Genomic DNA, 22,348 nt, shown 5'->3' with positions numbered 1-22,348 from the left:
TCCGTTACCCGCACGTTGCTTCCACATTCTGCAAGTGCTGGGTAATTTCAGGCCACACCAGAGACAACACATCCTGGCGCAGCGCATCGCTTTCTTCAGAATACTTCAGACTGCCATCCGGCGCAGAATCCAGCCAGTGGTTCTCCCGCAGGGCAGAAATGAAAGAAGAAAGCACATTCTTGTCGTAAAACTCCGGAGAGTTCATGCCGTATAAGGTTGACAGACGTTCCGCCACCTGACGGCTCGTCCGTTCCAGACTATTGCGGCTTATCACCCGATCACGCTCGATAATGGTAAGTACCACCGCGTAGCGCTGGAAAGTTTCCTGCATACACCGGCTCAGCAGCCAGGCTGAATGGAACGCCCGGTCTGATGATGCCGGCGGATGCAACAGTCCCTGCTCCATCTCTGTCAGCATGCCTTGTTCCAGCAAAGTGGTGATGAGCTTGTCGGTGTAAGCCAGTGCCTCATCCTGAGTCATGTAGATAAAAAGCTCACGTTGCAGCAAAGGATACAGTGCTGCCATCAGGCGTAATATCTCATGACGGTGAATGCCGGGCCGGCCGAAGACAGCTGAAAGGATCACGCCGGGCAAGGCAAACAAATGAAGAATATTATTTCTGTAATATGTAAGGAATACAGCGGCATCTTTTAGTGGCGCGATCATCGTGCCGTAGCCATCCTGACTGATGTCAAAACGTTTCAACGCCAGGGTTTCTTCCAGCATGGTTCTGCCGTTGCTGGCGGGAATGGTGGCGTCATCACTGTACGGCGCACTGCGCAGCAAAGCCAGGTAGTTGTCCATCACCCTGACCAGCTCTTTTTCCGTCATGGTCTGTGTTTTAGACGACAACAAACATAAAGAAATCAGCGCCATACCGTTAACGGCAGCATTGCGGTTAATACGCAGCATTACCTCGTGGGCCAGATCGTTAACCAGTGGCGTCAGCCAGTTTGGTTTTTTCTCCGGGTCTGCAGGTAAGGTTTCACGCCAGTCAGGAACGCTTTGTTCAAGGAACTGATTCAACTGAATTGGCTCACCGAAGTTTACGTAACCGTGGCCATAATTTTTCAGTTTTCTGATGGCAGAAAACACCTGCAAATTAGACTCTTTCTTTTTGCCGCTGCCTTTCAGTTCACTGAGATAGCTTTTTACTTCCATCACGTTTTCGTACCCGATGTACACGGGCACAATACTCACAGGACGTTGAACACCTTTAAGTACTGCCTGCATAGTCATGGCAAGCATACCGGTTTTAGGCGGGATCAGACGACCTGTGCGGCTGCGGCCACCTTCCGGATAATATTTAACGGAATAGCCTTTATTAAACAGCAATTCCAGATATTCACGGAAAACTGCAGTGTAAAGCTTGTTACCGGCAAAACTGCGGCGCAGGAAGAAGGCGCCGCTACGACGGAAAATGGGCCCCGCCGGCCAGAAGTTAAGATTGATACCCGCAGCAATGTGAGGCGTCACCATACCTTCGTGATAAATCACATAGGTCAGTAACATGTAATCCATATGACTGCGATGACAGGGCACGTAGATGATCTCATGACCGTTGGCAGCCAGTTCACGGATCCGCTCACTGTGACCCACACTGATACCGTTATAAATCTTGTTCCAGATACGGGTAAGGATGCGATCACCGAACCGGATCAGGCCTTCACGGTAGTCTGCGGCAATCTCATCGATGTACTCTCTGACAGCTTCTTTAGGATCCTGTTTCTTCGCCTTTTTCGACGCAGATTCTTCAGCCATGGCCCGTTTAACTGCTTCCGATCCCAGGATTGCATTGTGCAGTTCCTGTCGTTCGAGCAAAGTGGGGCCCGTCATGCTCTGGCGCTTACGATGGAAGTGAGTACTAGCTACGCGAACAAGCTTGTGAGCAATCGAGTCATCCGTACCCCGCTGGGTCGACATTTCTCTCGCTGATACGGCTTTGCTAAAATTGATGAAGTTATCGCGGCCCAGAAACATCACGATAAAGAATTTTCGCAGCCAGCTTGGTGAGGCATGATGGGCAATTAAATCACTAAGGCCGGGTTTACCTTTACCCGGCGCACGTCCCCAGGTAACGAAAACCGGGACAACCTGCACATCCACATCTTCATGGTCACGATGCAAGTGGAAAAGATCTGAGAATATTGATTCTACATCCGTCTGGGACGGCTGTCCGAACAAGGGTTCCGTTTTACGGAGAAAGACACTGGCGGGATAGGTTTTGCCGGCCAGTTCGACATCTTTCACAGGGCTGGGCAAACCTAACCGCTGTGTGCACATACGCAGCGCAAGCTGGTCGGTCACAGAGTTGGTGGGCAGCAGATAAATGATCGGCTTAGTGCGGTCGATACCCAGTTCTTTTTCGACATTCGCGGGAATGTTGTGGTCTTTCACCAGCAACTTTACGGGATAATGAAACACTGACAAAAGCGTTTTGCGCATCCACGACATGAAAATGGAATCCTGTGTTGAGAAAACGGGCGCAGTCTACCATAAATTTACTGCGATCCAGATGAACATAAGACGGGGTTACCATGATAGGGGGTCTTTGGGCCTGAGTCACCCTCAGTGCGCCAGTTTATCGCTGATTTTTTGTGCTGCAAAACCGCCGCAGGTGGCAATGATTCCTGTGGCCACGGTTCCCCATATCCAGTCAATCAAAGTCATATTCAATGGCCAGTCCCGGATAATGGAATAGCAGGTCAGATTGTACGTTCCGTAGGCGGTAGCCCCCAGGGCCAGGCCCGCTAATGAAGTATGAATCAGGTTCTTTCCGGCATAAGGACGTATCGTTAAACAGACGACCGAAGCACAGTAAAGCAGATAGAATGCGATCCATGGCTAGGTAATAAATTGCGGTCGCAACAGACTTTCAAACGCTTCACGATACAACGGCATGGCAATTACGCCCAGCCAGACTGCGTCCAGGCCGGCAAAAGCCAGTAGTACGGCAATGTATGCGCCGGTGAGTGTTTTAAAAGAATAATGCATAAGATCATAAACGGAAAAAGCGCGTAAAAGGTTCAGCGAAAAAATAGCTCAACCGTTTATCGCAACATAAGCCATACTAAACAGACTTACCCTGTGGCGATGACAGGTTTATTTACTGTTCACCCTACAACGAAAAAAGGACAGAACGCGGGGATACCATGCAGAAAAAATTGTTTGAATTCGGTGATTTATTTTGGGTTCCGGAGTTTTATCACGCCTTTCTGCGTCGCTTTATGGGCGCATTGTATAGAGTATTCGGCTATCACAGATTATGGTTGCCTGAGCTGAACCGCTTTATCAACAAAGCCGGCGGCACAGTGATGGATCCTTGTGCCGGCAGTGGCTATGTCAACGAACTGTTGATGAAGGGGCTGGGTAAGAAAGATCTGCGTTTTTACCTGTCGGATTTCATGATTGATAAAAACCCGGAATTCCGTGAGCGCATCAACAATCTGGGTGATGACCGTATTCATTATCTGGAACAACCCATTGACGTGCTGAAAGACAATCCGGATTTCCGCTGCCCGAAAATCTTTATTAACTCTTTCCACCACTTTGACAACGAACAGGTAGCGCAGATCTTCAAGCTCAATCTGTCACACGGTGATGATGTGCTGGTGCTGGAGTATTGTGATAACTCCTTTATGAGTTACGTGTCTATGCTGTTAGGCCCGCTGGTGGCGATGATCATGTTACCGTTTATCACCGAGCGCCGGTTATTGCTGGTGACTGCCATTTTCACCTATCTGATCCCGGTAGTACCGGTAATGTTATTGTGGGACGGCATTGTGTCGAGCCTGCGTTGCTATTCGAACAAGTCCATTAAAGCCGTACTGAAGGATGCCGGATTTGACGATGTAACGGTAACATCGACCTTTCGTCGCAGTTTATTATATCCGGCGGGGGTAACGGCACATCACATTGAGGCGCCGTCTGCCGCTAAGGCTGAATAAGCGGTTTTAACTGCAGATATACGCTGTCCTGCGGATACACCTTACCCAGCGCCGTGACTGCTTTCTGGAGCATCACGGCGTTTTTGCTTAAATAGGCGTATTTAGCGCGGGTTGTCAGCAAATCATAATCGCCCGGCCATCTTGTGGCCGCGTCATCCAGCACCGTGAGTGCTTTTTCGGGTTGTTTGAGCTGCCACAAGGATACGCCGTAAATAAAGGCGAAACGCGGGCTGGCATCTTCTGCCCGGGCGGCCTTTTCCAGATGCGTCGTCGCTTCTTCATATCGCTTGTCCCGCACCAGCATCAGTCCGTAGGCAAACTGCACGGCTCCGGAATCCGGTGCGATGGTCAGTGCATTTGTCAGATATCTTTTCGCGCCGTCCTCATTACCCATGTTGCGTAAAAAATCGGCAAAGCTCAGCAGAGCGGGTAAGTTGGCAGGGTCAATGCGAAGCGCCGCCTCGTAATACATTTTTGCGTCGATTATGTTTCCTTTACGCAAAGCAAGCTGGGCCAGACCCGTGTTGGCGCCCGGGTGATCCCGCGTGGCCAGTAATGTTGCTTCATATTCTGATAAAAGGGGGCTGATTTGCGCCTCCGGCAGAATACTGTCTGCCGGCGCATTCAGCAGTGCCGCTGCCACCTCACTGCGTACAGACAATGCCGGATCATCTGCAAGTGAAGCCAGTACAGCTGCCTGTTGCTGAGCTGATAAAGACGGTGCTGCCATAGCAGCGCCACGGCGTACCGCTGCAGATGGCGAAGCCGCATGGGCTTTTATCAGTTTTACGGCTTGCTGCGAAGCCTGAGCGGCCACTTTTCTGGTCAGGGCACTGGTGAGTAAATCAGGCAGCGTAATTTTTGGATCAGTAAGCAGTGATACGGATTCAGCAATGGCTGCGGGATCCCACGTGGTTAATGCCGCATTTAACTTTGCCCATTCACCTGAGGTATCCGGCGATGCGCCGTCACGGGCTGGCCATTTTTCAACCGCATCGCGCAGCCAGGCCGTGGATTTGTCTTCGTGACAGGTGGCGCAGGGGCGTACACTGTCTTCATTCAGGGCAGAAGGCCGGTGGAATTTATGATCCCGTCTGTCATCCACGCCCATGTAGGTGCGCGCGGGCATATGACAGTCCAGGCAGTTGGCGTCTTTATGCCCGAAGGTATGGGTGTCGGCCATGAATACGTCAGGACGGTGACACGTTGCACACACCTGTGCACCGGGCAGGCGGGTTTTGCCTGAGTGGGGATCATGACAATGGATACAGGTAACACCAGCCTGCGCCATTTTGCTTTGCATAAAAGAACCGAGTACAAAAACTTCATCACGAATTTGACCGTCACTGAAATATAGCGGTTCGTCGATGGCATCTAACAGGAATTGCTGGTGGTATGGCTGTGTCAGATCCGGTTCACCTAATTCTGCTCTGCGGCTGTGGCACCCTCCGCAGGTATTCAGGGCGAGTTCACTGATTGGGGCGGGAGAAGACTGAGGCCTTGCAATGGCGTCTCCTGGCTTAAAATGAAAAGCGATGGCTTTGCCCAGTGCTTTAAGGCCAGTGTTGGTTGCGCTTAACGTGCCTTCGCCGGCCAGTTTGATATGTTCACTGCCAGGGCCATGGCAGCTTTCACAGGCCACATTAACGTCTGAGTAGGTAGTATCGAACGTATTATTAACGGGGTCATAGTGCTTTTGTAAATTGGTCGAGTGGCAGGAAGCACACCGGCTGTTCCAGTTTTGATAGTATCCTGTCCAGAAAAAAGGATGTTCCGGATCGGTGACTTCATTGTTCTGCAACTGATACCAACGTTGCCCGCCCTGCTCTGCCGGCCGGCTGTCCCATGCCACATCAAAAGCTTGCAGCCGTCCGCCGGTTGTCCGCAATAAATACTGCTGCAGTGGTCTGAAGCCGAACGTATAAACCACGTCGAACGTTTGTTTTTCTCCCTGCCCGTTCAGCGTTTCGACAAAGTAAGCATCACCTTCTTTGAAGAAACGGGAAGTGCGGGCTCCCGCACTGAAAGTCATGTCGTTAAAGTTTCCCAGCACGCTTTCGTCACTGGCAGGCAGCATGCTGTGATAGTGATCAGACTGACTCCAGGCGTCCCCTTCCTTCTGATGGCAGGACAGGCAGGTTTCCGCACCGGTATAACGCTTATCGCTACTGGCTGTGGTGGTAAAGGTAATGCATAAAAACAGGGCTGCCAGGCAGCCCCTTATCAGGTTGTTCACAATGATCTGCTTTTCGTTACTGACAAAGTCGCGACCCTTTTTGACACTTATCAAGCTGGTTTTCAACCGGTTTAATGCTTGCCGCGTGCTGTTTCCGCAGTGCAGCTAGCTCTGCAACAATGGCTTTGTTCTCTGAAGCAATGTTGTATTTCTCGGAAGGATCGGCGTTCAGGTCAAACAATAACGGCTCTGCCAGTGTTTCTCCGGGGTTACCGCCATAGCCTTCTTTGTAAATAAAGTGGGCTTTGTAGCGGCCTTTACGGACAGCGAACACTTTTGCTCCGCGGTAGTAAAAATACACATCACGGACTGCATCTTCACCGTCCAGAAGTGTGCTTTTAACTGAATAACCGTCGCTGTCTTTGGGAATTTCACCACCGGCTAAATCCACCAGTGTGGGCAGTAAATCAATGGTGGAACCGATATCGTGACGGATCCCCGGTTTGACATGTCCGGGCCACCAGAAGATGCCGGGAACACGCATTCCCCCCTCAAAAACGTCGGCTTTGCCACCGCGAAGCAGCCCGGCACTGCCGCCCATGGTTTCAAACCATAACCAGGGACCGTTATCCGAACTGAAAATCACCAGCGTGTTGTCATCGATGCCTTCATCTTTCAATGTTTGCAGAATTTGACCTACCGACCAGTCCAGTTCTTCTATCACATCGCCGTAAAGGCCTTGTGTGCTGCGTCCTTCGAATTCCTCCGATGCGAACAGTGGCACATGAGGCATCGCATGGGCGATGTACAAAAAGAACGGATTGTCTTTATGAGATTTAATGTAATCCTGTGCCTTTGCGGTATAGGTTTTGGTGATTTGATGCTGGTCTGGCGCACGTTCAATGACTTCCTCTCCCTGCATCAGTGGTACACGGAAGTATTCTGATTTGGGGTTTGTCCACTGTTTGCCTTTATTCCAGTTTTTAACGCTCCAGTCCGGACCATTTAACTGCTGAATTTTCTCAAAATCCTGGTCCATATCGTTGGAGTAAGGGATACCAAACCAGCTGTCGAACCCGTGATTGACCGGCAGGTATTGTGGCAGATGGCCAATATGCCATTTACCAATCATCGCCGTATCGTAGCCCTGTGCTTTGAGTGCTTCAGGTATGGTGGTTGCGCTGTCCGGCATGCCCCCTAAGGAGTCTTCGCGGAATACCTGACGCATTGGCGTGGATGATGCCAGTCCCGCACGAACGGGATATTGTCCCAGCATAAGACCGGCGCGGCTGGGTGAGCACACCGGAGCAGCCACGTAGAAATTTGTCCATTTCTGTCCTTCCATCGCCATTTTATCCAGATTAGGCGTGGTGAGTGTGGGATGACCGTTATTGCTCATGTCGCCATAGCCCATATCGTCAGCGAAAATGATAATGACATTGGGTTGCCCGGTGCTTTTTGCGCTGGCTGGAAATGCAGGTAGCAAACATGCTGCGCCGATGGTGGCAGATAACAGTGTTGCTACAGAAAACTTAGTCATGATGATATTGCTCCACATTACTTTCCTGATAGCCATAGCGGACGGCTTTTGCTTCGATATAACTGTTGGGTTGGACAGGAACGGGTTGGGTATACAGTTGCCAGGGCTCCCCGGCTGCCATTCGCCAGGCAACGGATGCATTGTCACTGGACGAGGTCATCGCAACGCACACCTGCCGGTGACATTCAGTCAATTTAAATTGCGGGCTGGCGGTCACCGGCTGTTCAAACCCCGGCCACATGGCCCCGACCATACTGGTTTCCGGCTCAGTGCTTTTATCATGAATCTGTACCTCCCAGTTTTTCAGCGCCTTCTTTATCCGGTACCATATCCATGCGGTCTCTGGCTGCGTAGATATACTCTCTCTGTTCGCCGGAAAAGATACCGGTGCCCTGCAAAAAATCAGGGAGCGGTGCACCGGCAAAGGATAAAAACGTTGGAGCAAAATCCACCATAGAAATTAATTTATCGTTTTGAGTACCGGCACCGCGTCTGTCGGGAAACCGCACTATCAGTGGTATATGCAGAGGGGTTCGGCGCACACACGCCGGCCGCTGCATAAACGTTGGTAAAGCGAATGCCTTGCTCAGCGAGTGCATCAATATTTGGGGTCTTAGCAATCTCATCGCCGAACGATCCTATGCGCGGACTCAGATCTTCGGCAACGATGAACAAGATGTTGGGTTGCTTTCCCCACGCGGTAAGGGATAAACCGGCAACAACGGTGAAAGTTAACCAGCGTAACATTCGCATTTACCAAACTCCTTAGTGACGCGGCTTGTCAGCCGTTTTTTCCATCCACGGGAAGTACATTTCACCTTTGCGCTGCATGTCGATTTTCATCGGCGTATCAGGAAACAGTCCCATGTAAATGTCTTTGCGGTTGGGCTCAACCAGCCACCAGTCCGGAAACGGAGCGGCCTTCAACCCGTCTTTCTTGCGCAGGTTCATACCTTCAGCCAGCCTTGCGTTAAAGGGTACCGAGGGCTTGCTGTTATCAGCAGGACGCAGAGCGGCGTAAAGCGCCTGACGCAGTGGCAGTAACTCATGAGCGTATTTCGGATCGCGGATAAGGTTATGCATTTCTTCCGGGTCGTTTTTCAGATCGTAAAGTTCTTCGATGTCCCAGACACCGTGATACTGGATGTATTTAAGATCGCCGCGACGAATGGCGAAGGTGGTAGGCGTCATGGGGAAAGACCATTCCCAGTAGTACTCGTAAACAAAATCAGGCGACTGCCAGTCTTCTTCTGCTACCTTGCCGGATGCCACGGGTAAAAAGCTTTTTCCTTCAAACTGTTCAGGTTGCGCAGCGCCCGCCAGTTCGAGGAAAGTAGGAGCCATATCCAGGTTTCTCACCAGTGCTTCACTGGTCGCACCTTGTGGCAGCAGGCCCGGCGCGCTGATCACCAGAGGAACGCGTACTGAGCCTTCATAAGCATTGCGCTTATCGATAAGGCCGTGATCGCCAATCAGAAATCCGTTGTCAGAGTAAAATACCACCATGGTATTGTCGTACAGATCGTTGTCTTTCAGGTACTGCACTAACTCGCCCAGGCTGTCATCAACGGCTGACAAGGTGGCGTAATACTCTTTAAGGTATGCTTCCATAGTGCGGTCGCTGGCATAGAAAAAGTCAGTGCCGTGCCAGCTGTTGCGCTGGTTATGTACCCACATGGGCTTGTTTTTAGCGTCCTCTTCTGTCACCACCGCTGAGTCCGGTAATTTGAAATCCACATCATCGTACTGTCCTTTATGGCGCTCAGCCGGCGTGGCATCGGAATGCACGGCTTTATGGCTCAGGTACATGAAAAATGGCTGGTTTCCTTTCACATCATTTTTCAGCCAGTCCAGTGCGTAATCCGTCAGCTCGTCAGTGATGTAGCCTTTCTGATTAACGTGTTTACCGTCCACGTTGAGCTGATTCACCACACCTTTCGCCAGCATCGGAGCCGGAATGGCGTCAGTCGGGTAATAGGCTCCCTGTCCGGGAAAGCTGACCCATTTATCAAATCCGTCACGGGGCATATCTGAATGGCTGCCCATGTGCCACTTACCGAAAAAACCGGTTTGATAGCCTGCCTGTTGCAGGTATTTGGGAAAGAAGGTCAGGCCTTCTTCACTGGAGTTATTGTTATCAACAATCTTGTGGTTACGGGCGGTCATGCCGGTAAGAATGGTGGCGCGGCTGGGTGAACACAGTGAAGATGTCACTACCGCATTGGGAAAATACACACCGGTTTCAGCCAGTTTATCAATGTTAGGGGTTTGCAGTTCTTCCTGCAGAAAACCCATACCGTCGTAGCGAAGGTCATCCATCAGTACAAAAATAACGTTACGCTGTTGTTCTGCAGCGCTGGCATTCATCGACAAGCTTAAGGCGATGGCGCTGGCAGCAGTTAACAGCTTCTTAGTGAATGTGTCGGGCATGGTTGCTTATTCCGTATTTGTAAAAAGTGAAAAAGTGCGGATAAAAGCAACGCTGTCTTTTATCCGCGAAATGTATCACCGGGTTAGTAAGCGCCGAAGCGGTATGTAAATTCAACACCCATATAACGCTGGAAGTCTCTGGTCAGCTGCGCGTTAATGTTGCTCTGATCAAAGATAGCGGTACCGATTTGAGCAACATAGGTGTCGTTGAGTGCGTTTTTCGCAAATACACTGGCGACCCATTTACCGTCATCAGCCTGCAGACCGACAGTCAGATCCAATACGCTGTAGCTTGGCAGAATAAGATACGGTGCCTGGTTCTGATTCATCTGGGTTTCATCCTGCCAGCGGTAATTGGCGCTGACGAACATATCCATGTCGCCGTCCAGGTAGATGTTGTATTTGCCGGACAAAGTAAACTTGGTATCCGGAGAGTTAGGCACATCTCCGCCGGTAATCGACTGGAAGCCGTCAATACAGCCTTGTGCTGCTGTTTGATTAAAATAGCATTGTTGATCCTGGAATTCACCGTAGGTTGCATCGATAAAGGCGACACCCCCACTGATCAGTAACTCAGGGACAGGCTTGGCGTTAAACTCTACTTCCAGACCTTCGGTGATCACTTCACCGGCGCTGGTGAGTGAGAAGGTCACCGTTTCCGGGTTGTAAGCCTGACCCTGGAAATTTTCGAAGGTAGTGTGGAAACCGGTGACAGACAGACGCAATCTGCGGTCGAAAAACTCTGAACGCACGCCGCCTTCCCAGGCTTTGTTTGTTTCCGCCGGTACCGGTGCGGTTCGGCTTTCGTTCAGCGAGAAAATCAGGTCGAACGCAGGGGCTTTGTAACCTTCGGCATAGCTACCGAAAATCATGGTGGTATCGTTGATATCGTACGACAGCGCCAGGCGGCCTGTTAGTGCGTCGTCTTCGGTTTCATTGGTGAAATACCCGGCTGACGCAGGCAGTGCCGGTAATCCTGAGAACGGGCCGGTAATGACTGTAGCGCCGCGGGCGAAATCAAAAGATATTTCATCTTTGGTGTAGCGCAGGCCCAATGACGCAGTAAAATCTTCGGTTACATCCCAGTCTGCCTGACCAAAGAATGCGTAGTTGCGGGTATCAACTTTTGAGTCCATCGCAGCAAAACCGATGCCTGAGCCTTCTTCTGAACAGGCGACAGTGCCCACAGCCGGATCGTAGGCATCGGCGCAGCGCATCACTTCACGTTCAAAATAACGCTCAACGGTTTGCTCCCAGTAGAATGCACCCGCTGTCAGGAAAATATTATCAGTGGCCTGGCCGGATAAACGCAGTTCCTGTGAGAACTGGGTTTGTTGCTGATCGCCGCCGCCGGAAGCGCCGTTTTTGGTGAACAGTACATGGCCTGTTACCGGCGACGTGTACGGATTGATATCTGCATCCTGAGCTGTTTCCAGGGTGAAGCCGCGATAAGCAGTAATTGAGGTCAGCGCAAAGTCTTCAAAGCTGTGGTTGTATTCAACTGAGATCCCGCCGGTTTCAGTGTTGGAATATGCCGGACTGGCAATCTTGACCTTGTTGTTACCCCAGGATACATCCACGTCGGCATAGTCTTCTCCTAACTGATGCAAGTCTGCCAGTGAACCCCGGCCAATACTTTGTAAAACTGACGTACAGCAGTCCCTTTCCTGCTTCGAATAATCGGCAATAATATAAACGTTGTCATTCATACCCAGGTCGATATCGAGTTTACCTCTTACACCTTTACTTTCGTCTCCGTTGATGGTGTCGCCATTAGTAACATTTTCCACAAAACCATCGAAATCACGGTTATAAAAAGACAACCGTCCGCGCACATTGTCACTGATCGGGCCGGTCACCTGACCCATCATGCCCCAGGCGTCATCATCAGTGAGCGTAAGGCGGACTTCACCAAAGAATGAATCTTCCGGACGTTTAGTAAAAATACTCAGTACACCACCGGAAGCATTTTTACCAAACAAGGTGCCCTGCGGTCCGCGTAGTACTTCAACCCGGTCAATATCTGCCAGATCCGACAAAAACTGTACCGTACGGCCAAGGGGGACACCGTCAATGACTGTACTGACAGTAGGTTCAACAGCAGTCTGGAACGCGGTGGTACCAATCCCGCGAATGTTCACACCGGAACCACGCATATCGCCGGACTGGTTAAATGTCACCGACGGACTTACCTGAACTAAGTCCTGGAATTCTGTGGCCTGAGCGGCATCTAAAATTTCGCCGGATACTGTGGTAACGGCAACCGGTACTTCCATGAAGCCCTGTACCCGCTTTTGTGCGGTGACTTCAATGACCTCCAGTTGTGAGTTCGCTTTCGCGTCATCACTGGTGTTGTCCTGAGCCGCGGCATAAGTGGATGTCATCGTGCCCAGTGCGAGCAACAATGCGCGATTCAGTGGTTTTTTGTTAAACATCGGATTTTCTCCTCAGAGTGTAGTCCTTTCGGGGCTGTTATCAGCACCCGGCAAATTAACGGTTTTTATTTTTATCACTCACCGGTACGGCAGATTCCGGTGTGGCAAATGTTTAATATCTGTTAAATGTTTAACAATCATACTACGTTGATATTTAAAAAGTCTATCGTTGTCTTTTAGCTATTTGTTAAGTCAGTTAAGTTTAATTTTATGATTTAATTTATGTTTATTTTACATATTCTGAATGGTTATAAAAATATCTTTGTAAGGTATATGCTATCGTTGTCTATTTGCGAAACTTTTTACAACTTGATGGATTCTCTGTCAGGTGTCTTCTGTGGCACAATGTGTTCATAAATATACGAAGCTCGCCATAATGAAGACGGATAAGAATCTCACGGTACATGATGTCGCCCGGGTTGCCGGTGTATCAATTAAAACGGTATCGCGTGTATTAAATAATGACCCGACAGTCAGAGATAAAAATAAAGAAAAGGTGCTCAGTGCAGTGGCCGTTACCGGCTACCGGCCGGACCTCAATGCCAGGCGCCTGCGCACCAAACAGTCTTATCTTATTTGTCTCTTATATATGGACTATGCCTCGAACTCCTATTCGGCGAGACTGACATCCGGTGCTATCGAAGTGTGTGACGAAGCTGGCTACGATTTACTGGTGCGGCCGGTAAAAGACAGAACCTCGCTGGCGGAACAGGTTAAGGCACTGGCGGAACGTTCAAACCCTGACGGTTACATTCTTACGCCACCACTGTGTGATGATCAGGGAGTATTGTCAGTCATCGAAGCTGAACAAAAACCGGCGATTAAAATTCTGCCTATGTCACTGGACGCCAACAGCTGTGTCTCCTGTGACATTGTGGCCGGCGTGAAAGAGGCGGTGAGTCATTTACTTACGCTGGGGCACCGCCGTGTTGCGATCATTAATTTTAACAATGTACACGGTGGCTTACTGCGTTATCAGGGCTATGAAGAAGCGCACCGCGATTTTGATATTCCTGTTGATCCATCGCTGGTTTTTCAGGGCCCTATGTCGTCAGATGAAGAATATGAAAAGATTATCCGTCATCTGCTGTCTGGGGACGATCGCCCCACCGCATTTTTTACCTTCAATGATTATCTTGCCACTCTGGTTTACAAAGTGGCCAGCCAGCTGAAATTGCGGATCCCTTATGATGTATCGGTGATAGGTTTTGACGACGACCCTTCCAGTAAGAATCTGTGGCCACCACTCAGCACTGTGCACCAGCCGGTGGGCAATCTGGGACGCGCAGCGGCCGGCAAGCTGATCCAACAGCTTGTGTTGCATCGTCCCTATGAAGAGAAAGAAGATCTGACTTGTAAATACGTGCAGCGAAGCTCCTGCGGGCCGCTGCTCTGATATGAATATGCCGGTTGCTATCCCGCCCTCCGGAAGCTGCTCATGCTGACATCTTTCCAGAGACAGGCCTATGCATCCGGTGCTTTTACTAAAAGTACACTCTGGAACTTTACTGATTTACTGCTGCTTTATTATTTTGCCGATATACAGGGACTGGGGGCAGCGGCAGCGGGCCTGATCCTGATGGTGTCTCTGCTTGTATCCGGCGTGCTGGATATCTCGCTGTCTCTGCTTCTCGACAGATATAATTTGCACTACCAGAAAGTCATCGCCTCAGGTGCGCCGCTGACAGTACTGTCGTTCGCTATTTTGTTTTATCCCCTGCCGGCCGGTGCGGACTATCTGTTTACTTTTTATCTTGTGGTGACCATCCTCTTTCGCATTGGTTATGCACTGGTAGACATACCTCACAACGCGATGATGGGGTCACTGACCAGAGACAGCCATGAGCGGACACGTCTGTCTTCATCCCGCATTTTTTATAATTCCTGTGCAATCCTGCTCTTCGCCGCATTTGCCGGCGATACACTTGCCATGCTGGAGTCAAAGGATAACGGGATGCGGACTATCTTGCTTATCACGGCAAGCGTGTTCATGCTGGTGAATATTTATTTATGTATTTTGCCGGTCTGGCGGGAAGGTAATCTGACAGCGGTCAAACACCCGCCTCCGCTCAGTAAAGCATTCCGTGCACTCCTGCGAAATAAGGCATTCATGGTACTGGCGGTATATTCATTACTGCCGTGTATCTTTATTCCGGTGTTCTACAAATCCGGCGTTTACTTCGCAAGCATGCTTTTTCACGACGAGAAGCTGACGACCTGGTTCATTATGAGTCTGGCGGCAGGAAAGCTGGTGGCGCTACCCTGGTTTAACCGCCTCTCACAGCGCATGGAAAAGCATCATGCCATGATCCTTGCGCTGGCCGGGCTGGCTGTGACTTTCCTTAGCTTTCTTCTGCTGATCCCGGCCACGATGACCGGTGCATGTGTTTATTTCGCTGTTTGTGGTTTTTTCTCAGGCGGACTGCTGGTACTGGTGTGGTCAGCATTACCAGACACCATTGAATACGGTGCCAGGGATCAGGGGATACCTAATCAGGCGCTTACCTTTGGCGCATTTCATCTGGTGATGCGGATAAGCGACGGGCTGTCTTTTGCTGTGATTGCCGGTGCGCTGGAATATGCGGCGCAAAGTGCAAACGCTGATATTGAGTCTGTGCTGTTTGTCGAAATCATTTCGCTGGTAGCCAGCGCAGGCTGTCTGCTCGGGGCTGTGGTGCTCTGGTTTTATCCTCTCACCCGTGCGGTGCATAACGCGTTAGCTACTGAAAAAGATAAATAATGACGCCCAGAGTAAACGGCGACATTACGACCTTAATTGAGTGAGTAAGGTCTGTCTTGCGTGAGCAACGCGGACTTGACGTAAAGCACTGGGTAACCAAATTAGGTAGTAGTGAATTTCATGTGTACCAACTGGCGAAGGGATCTCCATGAGTTCGCTTTGAGCAATTTGCTGCTGACATAAGAACTCGGGCATAACAGACCAACCAAAGCCTTGTGCCAGCAATTTACGCTGGGCACGCAGATCTTGACTAACAACAGCAGGCACCAACGATGCAATACTAATTTGATTTTTTAGCAGCCAAGGCTCGATCAAAGATAACTCCAGGTTATAAGCCAATAAAGGCTCGGCACGAATCGCTTCGCCAAAGTCTTGTGCTGACAATATGCGCTTTACGGTACTTGGAGCGGCCACTGGGAGTACTTTACTGGTATAAATCAGCTCGCTTTTTAAACGATCATCTAAGACTGGGTGGGCTGAGATTCCCAGATCACAGTGCCCCTCAAGTAACATGTCCGACACCATACTGCCGTTACCGGTGTGCATACGAATTTTCACCCCCGACTCCAATAACGGTAGCATCGGTACACTGAGTATCTCAGCTATAAAATCCGCATGTCCGACTATCTGCAAGACACCAGAGATGTCCATTGATCGATCTCTTGCTGAAGCCAAAGCCGCCTCTGCTGCTTCCAGCTTATCACCAATGCCCATGGCTAATTCATCCGCTGTGGAGGTAGGCTCGACGCCACTAGAAGAACGTTCAAATAAAGGTCGCCCAATGGCCACCTCTAGTCCTGCAATGAGCGAAGATTTTGGGCACCGTAGCTTATATCAGTCCTACGTGGCCGATATGGTAACGACCAGCAAGATGCTGCAACACGCGATCGATAATCTCGATACCTGGATGGAGGCAGAACAAACCGCCTCACCTGATCCTGAAATGCACACTGAAATACAGTTTCAACCGTTAGGGGTTGTTGGTGTCATTAGTCCCTGGAATTTTCCAATCAATTTAGCATTTGGACCGTTAGCTGGCGTATTCGCAGCCGGTAATAGCGCCATGTTGAAGCCTTCTGAGCTGACGCCTGAGACTTCAGATTTATTGGCTGAATTAGTGGCCCGTTATTTCGGCCCTGAAGAGCTAACCGTCGTACTAGGAGATGCGGATGTTGGCCAAGCTTTCAGCCACTTACCTTTCGATCATTTAGTCTTTACTGGTAGTACCGCTGTGGGTAAGCATGTGATGCGGGCTGCTGCAGAGAACCTTGTGCCAGTGACATTGGAGCTGGGCGGAAAGTCACCAGTTATGGTGGCCAAAGGTGCTGACCTGAGCAAAGCCGTTGAACGCACATTAACGATTAAATCCTTTAATGCTGGTCAAATTTGCCTGTCACCAGATTATGTTTTGCTGCCTGCAGAACAGGCTCAAGCGTTCAAAGACCAAGCGCGAGAATTCATGGGAAAAACTTTCCCAAGCATTCAAGAAAATACCGACTACACCGCGATCATTAACGAACGCCATTACCAGCGCTTAGTCGATCTATTAGAAGATGCACGTCAAAAAGGCGCCGAGATCATCAATCTTGCGCCGCAAAATGAACCGGCTTACGACGCCTCTAGCCGTAAAATCGCTCCGCATTTGGTGATTGGGGCAACTGACGACATGGCGATCATGCAGGAAGAAATATTTGGTCCATTGTTGCCCATTCGTCTGTATCAAGAAGAAGACGAGGCAATTAAGTACATTAATCAACACCCTCGTCCTTTGGCCGCCTATTACTTCAATGAGGACAGCACAGCACAGCAAGCGTTTGCGCAACAAACGACTTCTGGGGCGCTGGTCATCAACGACGTTATGACCCATGTATCTATTGATGAGCTGCCTTTTGGTGGTGTGGGCGCGTCAGGTATGGGGGCTTACCATGGTATTCATGGCTTCCGCCAGTTCTCTCATGCCAGGGCGGTGGTAGTACAAAGCGAAGCGGGTACATCAAACCTTCGCTTGCGAGCACCGTATGCAGACAAACAAGCAGCCGTAGACGCTTTTTTTAATCACTGATTCACCCATATTGATAAAAGATAGAGAGGTTTATATGAAAATTTTAATGGTACTTACATCGCATAATGAGCTGGGTAACACCGGTGAAAAAACAGGCTTTTGGTTAGAAGAGTTTGCCGCACCTTACTACACCTTTTTAGATGCAGGTGCTGAGCTGGTGTTGGCTTCACCTCTGGGGGGACAACCACCTCTGGACCCGAAAAGTGACTTGCCTGACTTTCAAACCCCTGCTACCGAGCGATTTAAACAAGACGAGCAGGCGCAGCAAGTACTGGCGAATACCGTCAAACTTGAAAACGTATCACAAGCAGATTTTGATGCAGTGTTTTACCCTGGCGGTCATGGCCCTCTGTGGGATCTTGCCGAGTCAGATCAGTCTGTTTCACTGATCGAAGCGTTTGAGCGGGCAGGCAAGCCAATCAGTTTTGTGTGTCATGCCCCTGGGGTCCTGCGTCATGTAAAAACTGATAACGGCGAGCCGCTTATCAAAGGTCGTAAAGTTACTGGCTTTACTAACGGAGAAGAAGCGGGAGTGGAGTTGACTGATGTGGTGCCATTCTTGATAGAAGATGAATTCATTCGTCTTGGCGGTCACTATGAAAAAGGTGCGGACTGGGAGCCTCACGTAGTTGAAGATGGCCGATTGATTACAGGCCAAAATCCAGCCAGCTCCGAAGCTGTCGCGCAAGCCTTGATTAAACAACTTGCATAATTCCCCTCAAATCTAGCCGGTGGCGTTCTGATTAGGAGGCCACCTGGCGAAAATTTCTTGATAAGAAGATACCTTTTTATTCCCAAGGAGAACTAAAACAGCGTATTACAATGTATAACTAATGCATATCGTTGCAATGAAAACCAGGCGCTGTTAACTGCGCCCCTTGAATAAGCGTAATAATTTCGCCGGCAGCTCTTGTCAAACCAGCGCAACTGTATATACTCACAGGAACTGTATAGAAAAACAGGGCTGTTTATGCGTCCACTTACTCCAAGACAAACGGAAGTTCTCGAACTGATCAAAACCACCATGCTGGAAACCGGCATGCCGCCCACCCGTGCGGAAATTGCGAAGCAATTAGGGTTTAAATCAGCTAATGCAGCAGAAGAGCATTTAAAGGCGCTGGCCCGTAAAGGTGTTATCGAAATTCTGGCGGGTACCTCACGGGGTATAAAGCTGAATATTCCGCTGGAAGCAGAAAACGATGAAGACGCAGGCTTACCGTTAATCGGCCGTGTTGCGGCAGGTGAACCTATTCTGGCGCAGGAACATGTGGAAATGCATTACAAGGTCGACCCTGATCTGTTCCACCCCCGTGCAGATTTCCTGTTACGTGTAAACGGTATGAGTATGAAAGATATCGGTATTCTGGATGGTGATTTACTTGCCGTTCACCGAACTACTGACGTGCACAATGGGCAGGTTGTTGTTGCCAGGGTTGATGAGGATGTCACGGTAAAACGTCTGGAAAAACGCGGCCGCGAAGTATGGCTGCATGCAGAAAATGAAGAATTCGATACCATCAAGGTAGATCTTGCTGCTGAACCATTCAACATTGAAGGTCTGGCCGTAGGTGTTATCCGCAATGCTGACTGGATGTAAGTCTTTTCGCTAAGCGCGGTGCAATAACTATTGTGTGCGCTGGCCACAGCGTTGAAAAATTAGAAGGGCGGTGATGTGAACCATCATCGCCCTTTTTCATTACTATTGGCTGGTATGTGCAAAGTGCAGTGTCTTGAGCGCCAGCAGAAAAACATCAGCATTGTCTTCACCACTGACATTTTTTACTACAGTAACCGCTGTTTTATGTTCACGGCAAAGAATGGTCATTGTAATGCCGCCCATACTGCCACCTGAGTGCATCACTGCATCAGGAATATCGTCCATCAAAGCCAGCGCGCTCACATTATCTTTATACGCTTTACGTTGTTTGTAATCGCCAAAACCGGTTTTCCAGCCTATGCCGAAGCCCACGGTTTCACCATTGTTAAGCCTGGCAGGAGTAAACATGGCGCGGGTAGTCTCTGGTTTCAGGTAGTCGCTTGCCACATGGGCTACAGCAAACCGGACAATATCTGACGGCGTAGAAATAAAACCGCCGCCGGCCCATTTATAGCTGTGATCCGTTTGTGGCGCATTAATCAGCTCACCTTCGTGTACGGTGTAAGGTCTCGCCCGGTGATCGATGATAGTGTACTGGTCGTCAAATACCGTGTTGTCCAGTTTCAGCGGCGCGAACACTTCTTCGTTTATGATGGCGCGGAAATCCCGGGACGAGTCAGCCCCTTCCATTGCGGCACTGACCAGTGTCCAGGCAAACGTTGAATAACGGTGATCTGTGCCAGGTGCAAACAGCAGCGGATCATCTTTAAACATCGCCAGTGCACTGTAGATATCCGGATAACTTTCATTCAGAAGGAATTCATTGGCACCTTCTTTGTAGTGCCTGATGCCTGCTGTATGTGAGGTAAGCTGGCGCAGAGTAATGACCGGTTTATCAGCAGGCCATGCGCTGACGTATTCAGTTACCGGTTTATCCAGATCAATGTAGCCTGCTTCTGCAAGGCGCATTAATCCGGCGGTGGCGATGAGTTTAGAGACACTACCTATACGCACCTTGTGATCTGTCGTCATCAGTGCTTGGTTTTCCACGTCGGCAAAACCGTAGCCTTTAGCCATCAGCATGCTCTTATCGTTGCCCAGTGCCATGGTTATACCCGGCACTGTGTCATGACTTACCGCTTCTTCAAACAGAGCGTTAATAGCGCCGGAAGGAAGATCTTTGGCAAAAACAGAGGGTGTTAAAAATAACAGAAAAGAGGAGAAAACAGCGCGGCGCAACATAGAAGCAATCCCTGACAATAAAAACAATCAGACTACCGCAGTTAACAGGCCGCTACCAATAAAAAAGCCCGCTCGCGCGGGCCGGGCATCCGGACGGTGATGCGAAAACTTATTTAGCTTGTGCTTCTGTGGTGATGTGCAGCGTGACTTCGTCACTCACATTCGGTACATACATATCAATCCCGAAGTCAGAACGCTTGATGGTGGTCATTGCATCAAAACCAATCGCTTCTTTCTGTGTCATCGGGTGTACACCTGAACCATTCAGAGTGACATCCATAGTGACGGACTTAGTCACTCCTTTGATCGTCAGATCGCCGGTCACTTCCATCGTCTTATCACCTGTCATTTCAACATCTGTACTGGTGAAGGTGGCAGAAGGAAACTTCGCTGCATTGAACCAGTCAGCACCGACAAATTCTTCATTCAGATTTTTAACAAATGAATCAATGGTATCAATTTTCACCGACACATCGATTTTGCTGTCTTCCGGCGCGTCTTTGTCAAACACGATGGTGCCTTCAGCGCCGTTGATGGCGGCTGTCGGATTAGAGAATCCGAAGTGATTCCATGAAGCGATAACGCTGGTGTGAGTAGGATCAATCTGATAGCTCACAGGCGCCGCGAATGCGCCTGCACTGATTAAACCTGAAACTAATACTGCCGGGATAAATTTATTCATTACACATTCCTTTCATAACGTTGATGTCACAAGTGTGAGGACGATTTACTTACCTATAATACGGCGTTCCTCAAATACGGATGTGTCGAAGATCTGAACGAAACATTCGAAATATCAGAATGAAGTGCTTTGACCCTGTTTCTGAGGCCACCCCGGCCATTTATTTTTTCAGAAAGACTAGACACAAGATGAAATCTGTTTAATTCTTATACCGTTGTTAACGAAAAAATAACAAAAAGAGATAAAAATTAACAGGCGGCTAGCCTGATACGACAGGGTCCTGTGAGCAGGGTATTACACAAGATCCTCCATCACGGAGGTGTTGAGTGAAGAAACTCGTATGTAACGCAATGATGGTTTGGGGGTTAGCGATGACTGTTATTCCGGCGTCGCTGCAAGCAGAAACCATGGCAACATCAGACCGGGCAGGTGAAATCAACCTGAGACAAGGTGTCACAGACATCAGTGGACAGGTGTACGACCTGCATATGCTGATGTTCTCAATTTGTGTGGCCATCGCTGTGGTGGTGTTCGGAGTGATGTTTTACTCCATGTTCAAGCACCGTAAATCCCGGGGCGCCAAACCGGCGCACTTCCACGAAAACGTGAAAGTAGAAATCGCCTGGACAGTCATTCCTTTCCTGATTCTGATTTTTATGGCCGTTCCGGCAGCACAAACCCTCATCGCTATGGAAGATGCCAGCGAACCTGAAATGACGGTTCTTGTCACCGGTTCCCAGTGGAAATGGCATTACAAGTACATGGACAGCGATGTGTCCTTTTACTCCATCATGGCCACACAGCGTGAGCAGATTGAGAACAAATTCGAAAAAGGAGAAAACTACCTGCTTGAGGTAGATCGTCCTCTGGTCATTCCTACCGGACAAAAAGTTCGCTTCCTGATCACCTCTGACGACGTTATCCATTCCTGGTGGGTGCCAGATTTCGCAGTAAAGAAAGATGCTAATCCGGGCTTCATCAATGAGGCGTGGACAAAAGTGAATGAGCCCGGTATCTACCGTGGACAGTGCGCTGAACTGTGCGGGAAGGATCATGGTTTCATGCCGGTAGTGGTGATTGCGAAGAGCCCAGATGAATATAAAACCTGGATGACAGAGCAGGAAGCCATTGTGAAACAGGCGAAAGAAGAAGAGCAGCGCCTGCTGGCCATGAGCATGAGCAAAGAAGAGCTGATGAGTACCGGCGAGAAAGTGTACAACGCGACATGCGCAGCCTGCCATATGCCTAACGGTCAGGGGTTGCCGGGCGTTTTCCCTGCACTTAAAGGCAGTCAGATGGTATTGGAGGATCAGAAAGCGCACATCGATATTGTGCTTAACGGTAAAGCAGGCACGGCCATGCAGGCGTTTGGCAAGATGCTGTCCCTGAAAGATATTGCCGCTGTGATTACCTACGAGCGGAATGCCTGGGGAAATAACACCGGCGATGTGATCCAGCCTAAAGACGTTAATGCAGTAGCAACCGGTAAATAGGAG

General features: G+C 49.7%; 18 protein-coding genes and 1 pseudogene. 7 read left to right on the top strand and 12 right to left on the bottom strand.

Annotation, left to right across the window (positions count from 1 at the left end; translation table 11 throughout):
- Positions 1-4 precede the first annotated feature (4 nt).
- Positions 5-2,455, bottom strand: a complete 2,451-nt coding sequence (gene plsB / locus ACXAG2_RS05100) for a glycerol-3-phosphate 1-O-acyltransferase PlsB (protein WP_474864957.1) — start codon at positions 2,453-2,455, stop codon at positions 5-7.
- Positions 2,456-2,569: 114 nt separating this feature from the next.
- A pseudogene (locus ACXAG2_RS05095) lies at positions 2,570-2,995 on the bottom strand (DUF2177 family protein).
- A gap of 158 nt (positions 2,996-3,153) precedes the next feature.
- On the opposite strand from ACXAG2_RS05095, the gene ACXAG2_RS05090 reads away from it, so the two are divergent.
- Positions 3,154-3,948, top strand: a complete 795-nt coding sequence (locus tag ACXAG2_RS05090; protein WP_474864956.1) for a hypothetical protein — start codon at positions 3,154-3,156, stop codon at positions 3,946-3,948.
- Here the strand turns inward: ACXAG2_RS05090 and ACXAG2_RS05085 are convergent.
- The 7 genes from ACXAG2_RS05085 to ACXAG2_RS05055 all read right to left on the bottom strand — a co-directional run bounded on the left by ACXAG2_RS05085 (position 3,935) and on the right by ACXAG2_RS05055 (position 12,529).
- Positions 3,935-6,238 (bottom strand): ammonia-forming cytochrome c nitrite reductase subunit c552, encoded by a 2,304-nt coding sequence (locus tag ACXAG2_RS05085; protein ID WP_474864955.1) that lies wholly within the window; start codon positions 6,236-6,238, stop codon positions 3,935-3,937. The two genes, ACXAG2_RS05090 and ACXAG2_RS05085, sit on opposite strands and share 14 nt — an antisense overlap.
- Entirely contained in the window at positions 6,201-7,664 is a 1,464-nt protein-coding gene (locus ACXAG2_RS05080; protein ID WP_474864954.1) for a sulfatase family protein, read from the bottom strand. The genes ACXAG2_RS05085 and ACXAG2_RS05080 overlap by 38 nt, the downstream gene beginning before the upstream one ends.
- Positions 7,657-7,917 (bottom strand): hypothetical protein, encoded by a 261-nt coding sequence (locus tag ACXAG2_RS05075; protein ID WP_474864953.1) that lies wholly within the window; start codon positions 7,915-7,917, stop codon positions 7,657-7,659. Before ACXAG2_RS05075 ends, ACXAG2_RS05080 begins: the two co-directional genes overlap by 8 nt.
- Positions 7,918-7,942: 25 nt before the next feature.
- Positions 7,943-8,224 carry a sulfatase/phosphatase domain-containing protein gene (locus ACXAG2_RS05070; protein WP_474865009.1) on the bottom strand — a complete coding sequence of 94 codons (282 nt, stop codon included), beginning with the start codon at positions 8,222-8,224 and terminating at the stop codon, positions 7,943-7,945.
- A complete protein-coding gene (locus tag ACXAG2_RS05065; protein WP_474864952.1) occupies positions 8,130-8,417 on the bottom strand; it encodes a sulfatase-like hydrolase/transferase in 288 nt (95 codons plus the stop codon). Before ACXAG2_RS05065 ends, ACXAG2_RS05070 begins: the two co-directional genes overlap by 95 nt.
- 12 nt (positions 8,418-8,429) lie before the next feature.
- Complete coding sequence (locus ACXAG2_RS05060; protein ID WP_474864951.1) at positions 8,430-10,094, bottom strand: sulfatase family protein; 1,665 nt, start codon at positions 10,092-10,094, stop codon at positions 8,430-8,432.
- An 83-nt stretch (positions 10,095-10,177) separates the two neighbouring features.
- Positions 10,178-12,529: a TonB-dependent receptor gene (locus ACXAG2_RS05055; protein ID WP_474864950.1), complete on the bottom strand. Its 2,352-nt coding sequence runs from the start codon at positions 12,527-12,529 to the stop codon at positions 10,178-10,180.
- Positions 12,530-12,905: 376 nt separating this feature from the next.
- Between ACXAG2_RS05055 and ACXAG2_RS05050 the strand changes: the two genes are divergently transcribed.
- Positions 12,906-13,925 (top strand): LacI family DNA-binding transcriptional regulator, encoded by a 1,020-nt coding sequence (locus ACXAG2_RS05050; protein ID WP_474864949.1) that lies wholly within the window; start codon positions 12,906-12,908, stop codon positions 13,923-13,925.
- A 42-nt stretch (positions 13,926-13,967) separates the two neighbouring features.
- A complete protein-coding gene (locus ACXAG2_RS05045; RefSeq protein WP_474864948.1) occupies positions 13,968-15,269 on the top strand; it encodes an MFS transporter in 1,302 nt (433 codons plus the stop codon).
- A gap of 24 nt (positions 15,270-15,293) precedes the next feature.
- Here the strand turns inward: ACXAG2_RS05045 and ACXAG2_RS05040 are convergent, their stop codons facing one another.
- Positions 15,294-15,983, bottom strand: a complete 690-nt coding sequence (locus ACXAG2_RS05040; RefSeq protein WP_474864947.1) for a substrate-binding domain-containing protein — start codon at positions 15,981-15,983, stop codon at positions 15,294-15,296.
- A 67-nt stretch (positions 15,984-16,050) separates the two neighbouring features.
- Between ACXAG2_RS05040 and ACXAG2_RS05035 the strand changes: the two genes are divergently transcribed.
- From ACXAG2_RS05035 to lexA, 3 genes are all read left to right on the top strand, one after another.
- Entirely contained in the window at positions 16,051-17,331 is a 1,281-nt protein-coding gene (locus tag ACXAG2_RS05035) for a coniferyl aldehyde dehydrogenase (RefSeq protein ID WP_474864946.1), read from the top strand.
- 34 nt (positions 17,332-17,365) lie between these two features.
- A complete protein-coding gene (locus ACXAG2_RS05030) occupies positions 17,366-18,043 on the top strand; it encodes a type 1 glutamine amidotransferase domain-containing protein (protein WP_474864945.1) in 678 nt (225 codons plus the stop codon).
- A gap of 258 nt (positions 18,044-18,301) precedes the next feature.
- Positions 18,302-18,928, top strand: coding sequence for a transcriptional repressor LexA (gene lexA, locus ACXAG2_RS05025; RefSeq protein ID WP_119503154.1), 627 nt, complete (start codon positions 18,302-18,304; stop codon positions 18,926-18,928).
- A 102-nt stretch (positions 18,929-19,030) separates the two neighbouring features.
- On the opposite strand, the gene ACXAG2_RS05020 is transcribed toward lexA, so the two are convergent.
- Positions 19,031-20,170, bottom strand: a complete 1,140-nt coding sequence (locus ACXAG2_RS05020) for a serine hydrolase domain-containing protein (RefSeq protein WP_474864944.1) — start codon at positions 20,168-20,170, stop codon at positions 19,031-19,033.
- Between the two features lie 109 nt (positions 20,171-20,279).
- On the bottom strand, positions 20,280-20,852 hold the full coding sequence (locus ACXAG2_RS05015; protein ID WP_474864943.1) for a YceI family protein: 573 nt from the start codon (positions 20,850-20,852) through the stop codon (positions 20,280-20,282).
- Positions 20,853-21,259: 407 nt separating this feature from the next.
- Between ACXAG2_RS05015 and coxB the strand changes: the two genes are divergently transcribed.
- On the top strand, positions 21,260-22,345 hold the full coding sequence (coxB, locus tag ACXAG2_RS05010) for a cytochrome c oxidase subunit II (protein WP_303572597.1): 1,086 nt from the start codon (positions 21,260-21,262) through the stop codon (positions 22,343-22,345).
- The last annotated feature ends 3 nt before the right edge of the window (positions 22,346-22,348 follow it).

The sequence above is a fragment of the Alteromonas sp. ABH4_456 genome (assembly GCF_056160645.1).
This window is presented reverse-complemented; position numbering and strand designations above follow the sequence as displayed.

Excerpts from the sequence above, each read along its gene's own strand:
- plsB (WP_474864957.1), bottom strand. The coding sequence starts at position 2,455 with ATGTCGTGGATGCGCAAAACGCTTTTGTCAGTGTTTCATTATCCCGTA.
- ACXAG2_RS05090 (WP_474864956.1), top strand. The coding sequence starts at position 3,154 with ATGCAGAAAAAATTGTTTGAATTCGGTGATTTATTTTGGGTTCCGGAG.
- ACXAG2_RS05080 (WP_474864954.1), bottom strand. The coding sequence starts at position 7,664 with ATGACTAAGTTTTCTGTAGCAACACTGTTATCTGCCACCATCGGCGCA.
- ACXAG2_RS05075 (WP_474864953.1), bottom strand. The coding sequence starts at position 7,917 with ATGGTCGGGGCCATGTGGCCGGGGTTTGAACAGCCGGTGACCGCCAGC.
- ACXAG2_RS05070 (WP_474865009.1), bottom strand. The coding sequence starts at position 8,224 with ATGCAGCGGCCGGCGTGTGTGCGCCGAACCCCTCTGCATATACCACTG.
- ACXAG2_RS05065 (WP_474864952.1), bottom strand. The coding sequence starts at position 8,417 with ATGCGAATGTTACGCTGGTTAACTTTCACCGTTGTTGCCGGTTTATCC.
- ACXAG2_RS05060 (WP_474864951.1), bottom strand. The coding sequence starts at position 10,094 with ATGCCCGACACATTCACTAAGAAGCTGTTAACTGCTGCCAGCGCCATC.
- ACXAG2_RS05055 (WP_474864950.1), bottom strand. The coding sequence starts at position 12,529 with ATGTTTAACAAAAAACCACTGAATCGCGCATTGTTGCTCGCACTGGGC.
- ACXAG2_RS05050 (WP_474864949.1), top strand. The coding sequence starts at position 12,906 with ATGAAGACGGATAAGAATCTCACGGTACATGATGTCGCCCGGGTTGCC.
- ACXAG2_RS05045 (WP_474864948.1), top strand. The coding sequence starts at position 13,968 with ATGCTGACATCTTTCCAGAGACAGGCCTATGCATCCGGTGCTTTTACT.
- ACXAG2_RS05040 (WP_474864947.1), bottom strand. The coding sequence starts at position 15,983 with ATGGGCATTGGTGATAAGCTGGAAGCAGCAGAGGCGGCTTTGGCTTCA.
- ACXAG2_RS05035 (WP_474864946.1), top strand. The coding sequence starts at position 16,051 with ATGGCCACCTCTAGTCCTGCAATGAGCGAAGATTTTGGGCACCGTAGC.
- ACXAG2_RS05030 (WP_474864945.1), top strand. The coding sequence starts at position 17,366 with ATGAAAATTTTAATGGTACTTACATCGCATAATGAGCTGGGTAACACC.
- lexA (WP_119503154.1), top strand. The coding sequence starts at position 18,302 with ATGCGTCCACTTACTCCAAGACAAACGGAAGTTCTCGAACTGATCAAA.
- ACXAG2_RS05020 (WP_474864944.1), bottom strand. The coding sequence starts at position 20,170 with ATGTTGCGCCGCGCTGTTTTCTCCTCTTTTCTGTTATTTTTAACACCC.
- ACXAG2_RS05015 (WP_474864943.1), bottom strand. The coding sequence starts at position 20,852 with ATGAATAAATTTATCCCGGCAGTATTAGTTTCAGGTTTAATCAGTGCA.
- coxB (WP_303572597.1), top strand. The coding sequence starts at position 21,260 with ATGGCAACATCAGACCGGGCAGGTGAAATCAACCTGAGACAAGGTGTC.